Source organism: Belnapia sp. AC561, assembly GCF_979252845.1.
Genome location: NZ_CEEDBP010000001.1, coordinates 1 through 13,435 on the forward strand (window position 1 = coordinate 1; position 13,435 = coordinate 13,435).

Below are 13,435 nucleotides of genomic sequence, written 5' to 3' on the forward strand. Positions count from 1 at the left end.
GGCGGGTCGGCACCCCGAAGGGTGGGCCACGCCGGGGGCCGCGGGTCGCGGCACTCGCTGAAGGAACACCCTGGCGGGGGGCAGGGTTCCGCCGCCAGGCTGTGATCCGCGCTGACCAAAGCGCAGATCACGGTCTAGCCTATTGTTTTGTCATATAATTCACGCCTTTCGGCGGTTCCACCTCGGGCGCTCGCGCGCTACCGCTTGATCAGCTCCAGCCCATGCTGTTCCCGCACCGCGTGGAAGCGCAGCATCGGCCATTCCTCCTCGGCCCGGTTGCGCCGCCAGTCGGAGCCGAAGAAGGCCACCAGCTCGCCGTCGTGATCCTCCCCGGCGTCGCGCCGGTTGGCGGTGGCGAAGCGGTCCAGCGAGAGCTTGTCGGCCGCATCCACCGGGGTCACCCAGCGCATCATCGACCAGATGGTGTCGTCGAAGCCGGCCGGGACGCCGTATTCCACCTTCAGCCGGCTGGCAAGCACGTCGAGCTGCAGCTGCCCGACCACGCCGACCACCGGGTTCGACCCGTCCAGCGGCCGGAAGAGCTGGACCACGCCTTCCTCCGCGAGCTGGGACAGCGCGGTCTTCAGCTTCTTGGCCAGCATCGGGTCCTCGAGCCGGACATGGCGGAGGATTTCCGGCGCGAAGCTCGGCACCCCGCGGAAGTTCAGCGCCTCGCCCTCGGTCAGGGTATCGCCGATCCGCAAGGTCCCGTGGTTGGCGACGCCGACCACATCCCCCGGCCAGGCTTCCTCGGCCACCTGGCGGTCCTTGGCGAAGAAGAACAGCGGCGCATTCACCGGCACCTGCTTGCCGGTCCGGGTCTGCCGCAGCCGCATCCCCTTCACCAGCTTGCCCGAGCAGAGCCGGACGAAGGCCACCCGGTCCCGGTGGTTCGGGTCCATGTTGGCCTGCACCTTGAAGACGAAGCCGGTCAGCGCCGCCTCGCCGGGTTCCACCGCGCGGGTATCGGCGCTGCGGGACTGCGGCGGCGGGGCATAGCGGGCGAGGCCGTCCAGCAGGTGGCCGATGCCGAAGTCGCGCAGCGCGCTGCCGAAGAAGACCGGCGTCAGGGTGCCCTGGCGGAAGGCCTCCAGGTCGAATTCCGGGCAGCCGGCCTCGGCGAGGCCGACTTCCTCGGCCAGCGCCGCGGCGCGCTCGGCGCCGACCAGCCCGGCCAGCTTGGCATCGCCTGGCCCGTCCATCTCGACGGCGGAGCGGTCGTCGGCGTCCACCGGCAGGAAATGGCGTTCCAGCATGTCCCAGGTGCCTGCGAACTGGCTCGAACGCCCCACCGGCCAGGCGACCGGGGCGGCGTCGAGGGCCAGGGTCTGCTCGATCTCCTCCAGCAGCTCGAAGGGCTCGCGCGCCTCGCGGTCCATCTTGTTGATGAAGGTGATGATCGGGATGTCGCGCAGGCGGCAGACCTCGAACAGCTTTTTCGTTTGTGCCTCGATGCCTTTCGCCGCATCGAGCACCATCACCGCGGCATCGACCGCGGTCAGGGTCCGGTAGGTATCCTCGGAGAAGTCCTCGTGGCCCGGTGTATCCAGCAGGTTGAAGACCAGCCCGCCGCGCTCGAAGGTCATCACCGAGGTGGCGACCGAGATGCCGCGGTCCTGCTCGATCTTCATCCAGTCCGACCGGGTCCGCCGCGCATTGCCCTTGGCCCGCACGGCTCCCGCGAGCTGGATGGCGCCGCCGCGCAGCAGCAGCTTCTCGGTCAGGGTGGTCTTGCCAGCGTCGGGGTGGGCGATGATGGCGAAGGTGCGCCGCCGGGCCGCCTCGGCCGAAACCGGGCTTGGGGCCTCCGCGACGGATTCGGCCGGAGTAAGGGCGTCCACGGGCAGATCTCTTCTCGGGTCAGGGTTGCCCACGATCTAGTCGCCCGGGGGCCGCAAGACCAGTCCTGCGGTGGACACGGCGCCCGGCCGGGACAATGTTAGCCGCCCAACGGAGGGATTTGGCATGGAACTGGGACGTCTCGGGGTCTGGTACCCGACCGACCGGCTGGACGCCGCCCAACTGGCCGGGCTGGCCCGGAACGTGGAGACGCTGGGCTACGGAACCTTCTGGTACCCGGAGAGCCGCGGCTACGAATCCTTTTCGCTGGCCGCCCACCTGCTGGCCTCGACCACCAGGCTGAACGTCGGCAGCTCCATCGCCAATATCTATGCCCGGGATGCCTTCACCGCCCAGCGCGGCATGGCGACGCTCAATGCGCTGAACGGCGGCCGCTTCATCCTCGGCCTCGGCGTCAGCCATATCCCGATGGTGGAGGGGCTGCGCGGCCACCGCTACGACAAGCCGATCCCGGCCATGCGCGCCTATCTCGACGGCATCCAGAAAGACACGACGGAGGACTGGCCGATCGCGCTGGCCGCCCTCGGCCCGAAGATGCTGGAGCTTGCCGGCAAGCGGACCCGCGGCGCCGTGCCCTACAACGTGACGCCGGAGCATACGGCGCTGGCCAAGTCCATTCTCGGCCCGGACAAGTGGCTGGCGGTGGAGCAGAAGGTCTGCATCGAGTCCGATCTCGCCCACGCCCGGGCGCTGGGCCGCCGCGAGCTCTCGCGCTACATGGCGTTGCCGAACTACGCCAACAACTGGCTCCGCCTCGGCTTCACCGAGGCCGATCTGGCCGATGGCGGCAGCGACCGCTTCATCGATGCCATGGTCCTCTCCGGCGATGCCGCGGCGGTCAAGGACAAGCTGCGCGCCCATTTCACCGCCGGCGCCACCCATCTCTGCATCCAGCCCGTCCATGCCGAGGGCGACTTCGCCGCCCGCGACGCCATGTTCGCCGCGCTGGCCGATACCTAGTTTGATCGCATGATTCACACCTCCGGCCGTTCCAGCCTGCGGTGATCATGCTTTGAAGGACCGTCCCATGCTCACCATCGGCTACAAGGCCTCCGCCGAGCAATTCGCGCCCAGCAAGCTGCTCGACTTCGGCATCCTCGCTGAGCAGGCCGGCTTCGACAGCTGCTTCATCTCGGACCACTTCCAGCCCTGGAAGCACACCGACGGCCATGCGCCCTATTCGCTGGCCTGGCTCGGCGCGCTGGGTGCCCGCACTACGAAGCTGGTGATGGGCACCAGCGTGATGACGCCGACCTTCCGCTACCACCCCTCCATCGTGGCCCAGGCCTTCGGCACGCTGGGCGCGATGTTCCCCGGCCGCGTCATCCTCGGCATCGGCACCGGGGAGGGGCTGAACGAGGTGCCCTCCACCGGCGCCGTCTGGCCGGAGTTCAAGGAACGCTTCGCCCGGATGCGCGAAGCCGTCACCCTGATGCGCCAGCTCTGGTCCGAGGAGCGCGTCACCTTCGAGGGCACCTACTACCGCACCGAGAAGGCGACCATCTACGACCGGCCCGAGCAGATGGTGCCGATCTACGTCGCCGCCGCCGGCGCCCTGGTCGCCAAATATGCCGGCCGCGCCGGCGACGGCTTCATCTGCACCAGCGGCAAGAAGCCGGAGCTGTACACGGAAACGCTGCTGCCGAACGTGGAAGCCGGACTCGCCGCCGCCGCTGCGCCGAAGCCCAACTACGACCGCATGATCGAGATGAAGGTCTCCTTCGACACCGACAAGCAGCGCGCCCTAGAGGACACCCGCCACTGGGCCGCGCTGGCCCTCTCGCCCGAGGAGAAGATGTCGGTCGAGGACCCCGCCGAGATGGAGCGCCTGGCCGATGCCCTGCCGCTCGAGCGCGCCGCCAGCCGCTGGATGGTCTCGAACGACCCGGAGGAGCTGGTCGAGCGCATCGGCACCTATGTCGCGCTCGGCTTCAACCACCTGGTCTTCCACGCCCCCGGACCGGATCAGGCGCGCTTCCTGACCCTGTTCGGCGAGCAGGTCGCCCCCTTGCTGCGCCGCCGCTTCGGCTGAACCCATGCGACGCCTGGAACTGATCGCGCTGCCCGGCCTGCCGATGGTCGCGGCGGGCGACGATCTCGCGGCCCTGGTCGAGGCCGGGCTGGCGCGCGAAGGCCTGGCGCTGGCCGAGGGCGACGTGCTGGTCCTCGCCCAGAAGATCGTCAGCAAGGCGGAGGGCCGCAGCGTGGCGCTCGCCGAGGTGCAGCCCACGCCGGAGGCCGAGGCCCTGGCTGCCCGCACGGGCAAGGACCCGCGCTTCGTCCAACTGGTGCTGGACGAGAGCCAGCGCGTGGTCCGCGCCCGGCCCGGCCTGCTGATCGTCCAGCACCGGCTCGGCTTCGTCTCGGCCAATGCCGGCATCGACCAGTCCAACCTCGGCCAGGAGGGCCATGCGCTGCTGCTGCCGCGCGACCCCGATGCCAGCGCCACCGCACTCGCCGCCCGGCTCGGCTGCCCCGTCGTCATCTCGGACAGCTTCGGCCGGGCCTGGCGGCGGGGGACCGTCGGCATCGCCATCGGCGCCGCCGGGCTGCCGGCACTTTGGGACCTTCGGGGCCGGCCGGACCTCTTCGGCCGCACCCTGCAGGTCAGCATCAGCGGCTTCGCCGACGAGATCGCCGCCGCCGCGTCCCTGCTGCAAGGCCAGGGCGCCGAGGCGCAGCCGGTGGTGCTGGTCCGCGGCCTCGCCTGGGACGCGCCGCCCAACCCCGCCGCCGAGCTGATCCGCCCGGACTCCGAGGATTTGTTCCGATGATCATCGCGCTCTCGGGCGGCATCGGCGGCGCCAAGCTGGCGCTCGGCCTCAGCCATGTGCTGCCGCCCGAGGAGCTGCTGATCGTCGCCAATACCGGCGACGACTTCGAGCACCTCGGCCTCAGCATCTCCCCCGATATCGACACGCTGACCTATGCCCTGGCCGGGCTCGACAATACCGAGCTGGGCTGGGGCCGCCGCGACGAGACCTGGTCCTTCATGGAGACCCTGGGCGCGATCGGCGGCGAGACCTGGTTCCGCCTCGGCGACCGCGACCTGGCGCTGCATGTCGAGCGGACCCGGCGCCTGCGGGCGGGGGAGACGCTGTCGGCCGTCACCGCCGAGGTCGCCACGCGCCTCGGGATCAAGCCGCGCCTGCTGCCGATGAGCGACGATCCGGTCCGCACCCGCATCCGCAGCGAGGGCGGCTGGATCGACTTCCAGGACTGGTTCGTCCGCCAGCAATGCCGACCGGCCTTCCACGGCCTCGAATTCGCCGGTGCCGCCGAGGCCCGGCCGCAGCCGGAACTGCTGGCGGCGCTGCGGGCCGGGCCGCGGGCGGTGGTGATCTGCCCGTCCAACCCCTTCATCAGCATCGAGCCGATCCTGGCGGTGCCGGGCCTGCGCGCCGCCATCGCCGCCTGCGGCGCCCCGGTCGTCGCCGTCTCTCCCATCATCGCCGGGCAGGCGGTGAAGGGGCCGACGGCGACGATGTTCGCGCAATCCGGCACGCCGCCCAGCGCGGCCGCCGCCGCCGCCCGCTATGCCGATCTCCTGACCCACTACGTGATGGAGCCGGGCGACGACGCGGCCGGCATCGCCGCAAAGGTCAGCCGCGCGCCGACCCTGATGCGGAGCCTCGACGACAAGGTCGCCTTGGCCTGCGCCGTGCTGGCCGCCGCCCGATGATCTGGGCGATCCTGCCGGTGAAGGAGCTGGAGGGCGCCAAGCAGCGCCTCTCGCCGCATCTGCCGCCGCCGCTGCGCCGTGCGCTGATGCAGGTGATGATCGGGGAGGTGCTGGAAGCCTTGCTGGCGGCCCGCGGCCTCGCCGGGGTGATGCTGGTGACGCTGGACCCCTGGGCCACGGCACTCGCGGGGCGGCTCGGCGCCCGGGTGACGACCGAGGGGGCGCGGGACGGCCATACCGGCAGCGTCACCGCCGGTGCCCGGCTACTGGCCCGCGAAGGTGCCGGCGGTGTCCTGACCATGCCCGGCGACATCCCCGCGGTGACCGCGGCCGAGGTCGAGGCGGTGCTGGCCGCGCATGGCCCGGCGCCCGCCTTCACCATCGCCCCCGCGCATGACGAGCTGGGCTCGAATGCCGTGCTGATGTCGCCGCCGCTGGCGGTGCCGCTGCGCTTCGGGGAGGACAGCTACGTCCCGCATCTGGCCGCCGCCCGTGCCGCCGGGATCGAGCCACGCGTGGTGCCCTCGCCCGGCATCGGCATGGATATCGACCACCCCGCGGACCTGACCGCCTTTGCCCGCCTGCCGCAGGCCCAGGGCACGCGTACCCTGGCCTTCCTGCGGGAAAACGCCTTGCTCAACCCATAGAAAGGCCTGGGGAGGAAACACCTTTCCTCCCCGGCTCTGCCTCAATCCATCGTCGCGCCGGACTGCTCCACCAGCGCCTGCCACACCTTCTCCTGCGCCTTCAGGTATTCCCCGTAGGCGGCCGGCGTCGCATCCGCGACCGGGGTGAAGCCGATCGGCTCCATCCGCGCGCGGAAGGCCTCAGAGTTGACCACCTCGGTGATCGCCTTGTGCAGGATGGCGATGCGGTCCGCCGGCACGCCGGCCGGGGCGTTGATCGCGTACCAGCTCTGCATGTCGATGTTGGCGTTGGGCAGCAGCTCCTTCATCGCCGGCACCTCGCGCAGCTCCGGCACGTAGGTGATGCGATCGGCGCTGCCGACGGCCAGCGGGCGGAAGCTGCCCTCGCGGATATTGCCGATGGCCGCCGGGATCACGTCGAACATCATGTCGATGTTGCCGGCCAGCAGGTCCTGGAAGGCCGGCCCGCCGCCGCGATAGGGCACGTGGGTGATGTCGACGCCGGCCGCGCGCTTGAGGGACTCGATCGCCAGGTGGCTGACGGTGCCGGTGCCGGAGGAGCCCATGGTGAGCTTGCCCGGATCCTTTTTCGCCGCCGCGATCAGCTCGGCAAAGGTCTTGATCGGGCTTTTGCCGTTCACGATCAGCACCACCGTGCCGGTGGTCACCCGGGTGATCGGGGCGAGCTCGCGCAGCGGGTCCAGCGGCATCGACTTGCGGAACAGGAACTTGTTGGCGCAGAGGATGGAGGCCGAGCCCAGCAGCATGCTGTAGCCGTCCTTCTCCGCCTTGGCGACGGCATCGGCACCGATGTTGCCGCCGGCGCCGCCCTTGTTCTCGACGATCACGGTCTGCCCCAGGGGCCCGCTCAGGTGCTCCGCCAGGAAGCGGCCAGTGAGGTCCACGGCGCCGCCGGGGGCGAAGGGCACGACGATCCGGAGCGACCGGGTCGGGAAGGCGGCCTGGGCCTGGGCGGCGGAAAGGGCAGGGAGGGCGAGGGCGGCAGCCCCCAGCAGGGCGCGGCGATGCAGCATCGATGGTCTCCGGCAGGTTTCTTTGGCGCAGGCTTAACGCGCCACCGCCGAAAAGACGATGCCGGGCGGCCGGTCGAACCGGTTTCGGATCAACCGGCCAGGGCTGCCTTCCGCCGCGGGGCCGTCTGCACCACCGCGGTCAGCTCGGCCGCGGCATAGGACGCCCGCTTCCGCTCCTCCGGCACCGCGCCATAGAGGGTGGTGCGCTGCGCCGGCGTCCGGCCGATGGAGCGGATCAGGGATTCCATCGCATCGGGGGGGAATTCCTGGCCGTGCTGGGTGCCGGCGGCGCGGCTGATGCTCTCGTTCATCAGCGTGCCGCCGAGGTCGTTGGCCCCGGCCTGCAGCGCCAGCGCGGCGCCGGCCGGGCCCATCTTCACCCAGCTGGTCTGGATATTGGTGATATGCGGGTGGAGCACCAGCCGCGCCACGCTGTGCATCAGCACCGCCTCGCGGAAGGTCGGCCCCCGCCGCGCCAGGCCGCGGAGGTACATCGGCGCCTCCATGTGGACGAAGGGCAGGGGGACGAACTCGGAGAAGCCCCCCGTCTCCGCCTGCAGGTCGCGCAGCGCCAGCAGGTGCCGCGCCCAGTTCTTCGAGGTCTCGACATGGCCATACATGATGGTGCTGGTGGTGCGCAGCCCGAGCCCATGCGCGGTCCGCGCCACAGCCAGCCACTCCGCCGTATTCACCTTGTCCGGGCAGATGATGGCGCGGATCTCGTCGTCCAGGATCTCCGCCGCCGTCCCCGGCAGGGTGCCGAGCCCGGCCGCCTTCAGCCGCGCCAGGTAGTCGTGCAGCGACAGCCCCAGCGTCGCCGCGCCCTGCGTCACCTCCAGCGGGGAGAAGGCATGGATATGCATCTCCGGCAGCACCGCGCGGATCGCCTCGCAGATGCCGGCATAGGTATCCCCGGTATAGTCGGGATGGATGCCGCCCTGGAGGCAGACCTCGGTCGCGCCGCGGTCCCAGGCCTCCACCGCGCGGCGGACGATCTCGCCGTGGTCGAGGTCATAGGCCGGGCCGCGCAGCGCCTCATGCGTCTTGCCCTTGCTGAAGGCGCAGAAGGTGCAGCGGTAGGTGCAGATGTTGGTGTAATTGATGTTGCGGTTCACGACGTAGCGGATGGTCTCGCCGCTGACCGCCCGGCGCAGCGCATCGGCCGCCGCCGTGACATGGGCGTAGTCGGCGTCGCGGGCCGTGAAAATGTGCATGATGTCGGCGGTGCCGAGCCGCTCGCCCGCCGCGCCGCGTTCCACCGCCCGCGCCAGCCCGGCATCGGCGCGCGCCAGCCGGGCCGCCGGCAGCGTCGGCGGCGTGGTCTCGCCGGGGGACCAGGTATCCCCGCGCGCCCAGCCCTCGGCATCGCTCGCCTGCCGCACCAGCGTCGCCACCGCCGGCGCCAGCCAGAGCTCCGGCGCCCGTGCGTAGCTCGGGTAGGCCGGCAGCCGCTGCACCAGCACCTTGCCGGCTTCCGCCGTGCGCGCCGCCAGGGCTTCCAGCGCCGGCCAGGGCGCTTCCGGATTCACATGGTCCGGCGTCACCGGGGAGACCCCGCCCCAGTCGTTCAGCCCCGCCGCCACCAGCCGCTGATAGACACCCGGCGAGAGATTGGGCGGCGCCTGGATATTGGCCTCTGGCCCGAGGATCAGCCGCGCCGCGGCGATGGTCCAGAGCAGGTCGTCCAGATCCGGCTCCTCCGCCTCCGCTAGCTTGGTCGCCGGCTTGGCGCGGAAATTCTGGATGATGGTTTCCTGGATATGGCCGTGTTCGGCATGCAGCGCGGCGATGGCGCGCAGCGCCTCCAGCCGCTCCGCCCGGGTCTCGCCGATGCCGATCAGGATGCCGGTGGTGAAGGGCACCCGCAGCTCGCCGGCCAGCCGCAGCACCTCGAGCCGCGCCGCCGGGTCCTTGTCCGGGCTGCCGTAGTGCACGCCGCCGGGCGCGCAGAGCCGGGTGCTGGTACTCTCCAGCATGATCCCCTGGCTGGCGGTCACCGCGCGCAATGAGGCGATCTCCTCCCGCGTCATCAGGCCGGGGTTCGCATGCGGCAGCAGCCCGGTCTCCCGCAGCACCAGCCCGCACATCGCCACCAGGTAGTCGATGGTCGTGGCATGGCCAAGCGCCGCCAGCCCCTCCCGCGCCGCGCGCCAGCGCAGCTCCGGCTTGTCGCCGAGGGTGAACAGCGCCTCGGTGCAGCCGGCCGCGGCCCCGGCGCGGGCGATCGCCAGCACCTCCTCCGGCGAGAGGAAGGCGCCGTGCCCCTCCCGCGGCTTCTCGGCGAAGGTGCAGTAATGGCAGACGTCGCGGCATAATTTGGTCAGCGGGATGAAGACCTTACGCGAATAGGACACCAGCCGGCCATGGCCGGCGTCGCGCAGCGCCGCCGCCTCCGCCATCAGCGCGTCCAGCGGCAGCGTCAGAAGCCGGTCCTGCACGGTGCTCATCCCCTATGCCCTACCCTTGCCCGTATTGGCGGCTGGCCGCATCGTGTGGGAAGGCCCGGCGGGATGCAATGCGCGGGGAGGAGGAACCACCCATGCAGTTCGGATTCAGCGCCCCCGCCGGCGGGCCCCTGGCCACCCCCGCCGCCATGACGAGGCTGGCGACGGAAGGCGAGGCCATGGGCTTCGACTACGCCACCTTCAGCGACCACATCGTCATCCCGACCGATATCCACGCGAAATATCCCTATACCGATACCGGCGAATTCCCCGCCGGGTCGCGCGGCGAGCGGCACGAGCAGCTGACGCAGGTCGCCTTCATCGCCGCCAAGACCCGCAAGTTGCGGCTGGTCACCTCCGTCATGGTGGTGCCGCACCGGCCCGCGATGCTGACCGCCAAGATCCTCTCGACCATCGACGTGCTGTCCGAAGGCCGCCTGACGCTGGGCATCGGCGCCGGCTGGCTGCAGGAGGAATTCGAGGCGCTGCAGACCGAGGATTTCTCCGCCCGCGGCAAGGTCACCGACGAGTACATCGCCGCCTGCCGCGCGCTCTGGACCCAGGAGGTCCCGAGCTTCGCCGGCGAATACGTCCAGTTCGGCAACGTCACCTTCGCGCCGAAGCCGGTGCAGTCGCCGCTGCCGGTCTGGGTCGGCGGCGAGAGCGGTCCGGCGCTGCGCCGCACTGCCCGGCTCGGCGACGGCTGGTACCCGATCGGCACCAACCCGTCCTTTCCGCTGGACAGCCTGGAGCGCTACCAGGCCGGCGTCGCCAAGCTGCACGGGCTGCTGACATCCGCCGGGCGCGACCCCCGCAGCGTGGCGCTCGCCTACCGGGTGCAGAAATACGGCGCCGATGTCCCGGCCAAGGCCGGCGACGGCAACCGCCGCATGTTCGGCGGCACGCCGGAGGATATCGCCGCCGACCTTTGCGCCATGCAGTCCCTCGGCGTCGCCGCCATCGACTTCAGTTTCCCCGGCGCGACGGTCGAGGATGTGCTGGCCGCCATGCGATCCTTCCGCGACACCATCCTCGCCAAGGTCTGACAACGATGAAACTCGGCATCACCATCGGCATGATCCGCGGCGCCAAGCCGCGCCTTGAGATGGATCTGGTCCTCGAGGCCGAGCGCCTCGGCTACGACGCGGTCTGGTGCGGCGAATCCTATGGCACCGATGCGGTCACCCCGATCGCCTATGTCCTGGCGCGGACCACGCGCATCAAGGCCGGCACCGGCATCATGCAGATGCCGGCCCGCACGCCGACCTGCGCGGCGATGACCGCGATGACCCTGCAGGCGCTGTCCGACGACCGCTTCCTCTGCGGCCTCGGCCCCTCCGGCCCGCAGGTCGTCGAGGGCTGGCATGGCCAGCCCTATGGCAAGCCGATCGGCCGCACCCGCGAATACATCGCCATCATGAAGCAGATCCTGGCCCGCGAGGCGCCGTTGGAGCATGAGGGCGAGCACTACCAGATCCCCTACCAGGGCCCCGGCGCCAGCGGCCTCGGCAAGCCGTTGAAGAGCATCATCCACGGTGACCCAAGCCTGCCCTTCTACACCGCCTCCATCACCCCCGGCGGCATGCGGCTCTCGGGCGAGATCGCCGATGGCAACCTGCCGATCTTCATGTCGCCGGAAGCCGCCGATGCGGTAGTCGGCCCGACGCTGGAGGGCATGGCCAAGGCCGGCCGCGCGCCCGACCTCAGCCGCTACGACATCGCGCCCTATACCAAGATCCGCCTCGGCGACGACCTGCAGGCCTGCCGCGACGCCATCAAGCCGGAACTCGCGCTCTACATCGGCGGCATGGGCGCGCGGGGCAAGAATTTCTACAACGACTACTGCAAGCGGCTCGGCTACCCGGATGCCGCGGTGAAGATCCAGGATGCCTTCCTCGATGGCCGCAAGGGCGAGGCTGCCGCCGCCGTCCCCGACAAGCTGGTGGACGAGATCGCGCTCGTCGGCCCGGCCGACCGCATCAAGGGCCGGCTGGAAGCCTGGAAGCATGTGGCGAAGGACCACAAGGTCGGCACCCTGGTGCTGACCGGTGCCAGCGTGGAAGCGCTGCGGGTGGTGGCCGAAGCGGTCCTCTGATCGCCAGGGGCAGGGCGTGGCGCCTGTCCGGGAGTTCATGCGGGCGCGGATCGCCTGCGCCGGCTTCCGGCAGGTGCCATGCATTCCGGCATGAGCCTGACCCCGCTGACGCATGACCGGGACGTGACGATGCCGAAAGCCGATCGGCCGGCTGGGCCAGGAGGCTCCGCACCAGATCCGCAGCGTCACGGGCCAGGGCCTGCAATGCCGCGGTCAGGGCCACTCCATCGGTTGCCCCGTCACTGGCCGGCCTGAAAATCCGGACCGGGACGGGCCCGCCGGCGCAATAGCCGCGCGCGGCGATACTCACGAAAATTCTGTCCGCTGACTTTGTGTCATAGCTAATTATTAGGAATTACTAGTCTTCCGAAAGCCGAAATCGTTCTGAAAAGCCGCTGACCATTTGCCTTAATGCGAAAACTTCAATGAATAAGACCTGTAACCTTAGGTAGAGAAGGTTCGGATATTTTTCAGGAAATAACTGCAGCACTCAAAAAAGTGAGCATGCCGAAGGCTACGGCTTGCGGTGTCACGCAAAAAGAACCTTTCCGCTCGGAAATATTGGTGCATATATTCGATGCGACAACAACTCGACAAGCAGCATGGCCTTGGCTGAATCACACGGGGCAAGCCCAGCGGCCACGAAGCGGTAGTACCGTTGAATAATCAAAACGGATGGCACGGTGTTAACCAGCTCTGGGCGGGACTTGGTCTGACAATAGTATTGATCGCTGATCCAGGCAAGAATTCCCGCAAATGCTTAAAAATGCAAGTGGAGAATGATGCGTCATGCCGGGCTCACAATACAAACAGGAAGTCCTTTCCATTCTGCTGGTCGACCGCCTGCCCATCAGGCGATCCAGCGTCGCCCTCCTCCTCGAGCGCTGGGCCCAAACCTACCAGACGCCCTTCCGGCTGGTCGAACCGGCGAAAGGTGATGCCGAAATCCCCGAGCCCTTCGATCTGGCGCTGCTGAGCATCGGCGGCACGTCGGCCGCCTCGCCCGAAGTGCAGGCCCAGATCACCGGCTTCACCAGTGTCGCCGGCAGCAAGCCCGTCGCCGTGCTCGCGGATGACGACGATGCGACGGATGTCATCGCCGCCGTGCGGGCAGGGGCCAGCGGCTATATCTCGCAGCGGATCGAGCCCGACGTCATGTTCCGGGCACTGAAATTCATAGCATCCGGCGGGGTGTTCTTTCCGCCCAAAGCATTGCTCAGCAACGCCGATGCGAATGCGGACGTCCGGGTCTCCCCGCTACCAAGGATAGACCCGGCTGCAGCCCATCTCACCAATGCGCTGACCTGCCGCCAGAGCGATGTGCTGCAACTCCTGCTGCGCGGCCAGACCAACAAATGCATCGCTCGGGAGCTGCGGATGCGGGAGTCGACGGTCAAGGTCCATGTGCGCCAGATCATGCGCAAGCTCGGCGCCTCCAACCGCACCCAGGCGGCACTCTTCGCGCGGCAGGCGGATGGCGCCGGGCTATCGATGGGTCACTCCACCCCGGCGTGACCGCCACGGCCGATAGGCCCGATATCGACACGACGCTACACCTTACGATACCTGCCGAATCACCCGCTGCGGAGTCGGCGCGCCACCCCACCCTACGTCGCATGCACCGACCCGCTACCTCCTATAGACACTTCATCCCTCTACGGCACGGCCGTATC

General features: G+C 69.5%; 11 protein-coding genes. 8 read left to right on the plus strand and 3 right to left on the minus strand.

Features of this window, described 5'->3' with window-relative positions:
- Positions 1 to 197: 197 nt before the first annotated feature.
- Complete coding sequence (locus tag AC0IW9_RS00005; protein WP_471646145.1) at positions 198 to 1,841, minus strand: peptide chain release factor 3; 1,644 nt, start codon at positions 1,839 to 1,841, stop codon at positions 198 to 200.
- A 124-nt stretch (positions 1,842 to 1,965) separates the two neighbouring features.
- On the opposite strand from AC0IW9_RS00005, the gene AC0IW9_RS00010 reads away from it, so the two are divergent.
- The 5 genes from AC0IW9_RS00010 to cofC all read left to right on the plus strand — a co-directional run bounded on the left by AC0IW9_RS00010 (position 1,966) and on the right by cofC (position 6,189).
- Entirely contained in the window at positions 1,966 to 2,820 is an 855-nt protein-coding gene (locus tag AC0IW9_RS00010) for a TIGR03620 family F420-dependent LLM class oxidoreductase (RefSeq protein ID WP_471646146.1), read from the plus strand.
- Between the two features lie 67 nt (positions 2,821 to 2,887).
- Entirely contained in the window at positions 2,888 to 3,892 is a 1,005-nt protein-coding gene (gene fgd / locus AC0IW9_RS00015) for a glucose-6-phosphate dehydrogenase (coenzyme-F420) (RefSeq protein ID WP_471646147.1), read from the plus strand.
- A gap of 4 nt (positions 3,893 to 3,896) precedes the next feature.
- Complete coding sequence (cofE, locus tag AC0IW9_RS00020) at positions 3,897 to 4,634, plus strand: coenzyme F420-0:L-glutamate ligase (RefSeq protein ID WP_471646148.1); 738 nt, start codon at positions 3,897 to 3,899, stop codon at positions 4,632 to 4,634.
- Positions 4,631 to 5,542: a 2-phospho-L-lactate transferase gene (cofD, locus tag AC0IW9_RS00025; RefSeq protein WP_471646149.1), complete on the plus strand. Its 912-nt coding sequence runs from the start codon at positions 4,631 to 4,633 to the stop codon at positions 5,540 to 5,542. Before cofE ends, cofD begins: the two co-directional genes overlap by 4 nt.
- Positions 5,539 to 6,189 (plus strand): 2-phospho-L-lactate guanylyltransferase, encoded by a 651-nt coding sequence (cofC, locus tag AC0IW9_RS00030; protein WP_471646150.1) that lies wholly within the window; start codon positions 5,539 to 5,541, stop codon positions 6,187 to 6,189. The genes cofD and cofC overlap by 4 nt, the downstream gene beginning before the upstream one ends.
- Before the next feature lie 41 nt (positions 6,190 to 6,230).
- On the opposite strand, the gene AC0IW9_RS00035 is transcribed toward cofC, so the two are convergent.
- Together AC0IW9_RS00035 and cofH are read right to left on the minus strand one after the other, a co-directional pair.
- On the minus strand, positions 6,231 to 7,223 hold the full coding sequence (locus AC0IW9_RS00035; RefSeq protein ID WP_471646151.1) for a Bug family tripartite tricarboxylate transporter substrate binding protein: 993 nt from the start codon (positions 7,221 to 7,223) through the stop codon (positions 6,231 to 6,233).
- An 89-nt stretch (positions 7,224 to 7,312) separates the two neighbouring features.
- Entirely contained in the window at positions 7,313 to 9,661 is a 2,349-nt protein-coding gene (gene cofH, locus AC0IW9_RS00040) for a 5-amino-6-(D-ribitylamino)uracil--L-tyrosine 4-hydroxyphenyl transferase CofH (protein ID WP_471646152.1), read from the minus strand.
- A gap of 101 nt (positions 9,662 to 9,762) precedes the next feature.
- On the opposite strand from cofH, the gene AC0IW9_RS00045 reads away from it, so the two are divergent.
- The 3 genes from AC0IW9_RS00045 to AC0IW9_RS00055 all read left to right on the plus strand — a co-directional run bounded on the left by AC0IW9_RS00045 (position 9,763) and on the right by AC0IW9_RS00055 (position 13,277).
- On the plus strand, positions 9,763 to 10,713 hold the full coding sequence (locus tag AC0IW9_RS00045) for a TIGR03619 family F420-dependent LLM class oxidoreductase (RefSeq protein WP_471646153.1): 951 nt from the start codon (positions 9,763 to 9,765) through the stop codon (positions 10,711 to 10,713).
- A 5-nt stretch (positions 10,714 to 10,718) separates the two neighbouring features.
- Complete coding sequence (locus tag AC0IW9_RS00050; RefSeq protein WP_471646154.1) at positions 10,719 to 11,762, plus strand: LLM class F420-dependent oxidoreductase; 1,044 nt, start codon at positions 10,719 to 10,721, stop codon at positions 11,760 to 11,762.
- A gap of 789 nt (positions 11,763 to 12,551) precedes the next feature.
- Complete coding sequence (locus AC0IW9_RS00055; protein ID WP_471646155.1) at positions 12,552 to 13,277, plus strand: LuxR C-terminal-related transcriptional regulator; 726 nt, start codon at positions 12,552 to 12,554, stop codon at positions 13,275 to 13,277.
- Positions 13,278 to 13,435: the final 158 nt, after the last annotated feature.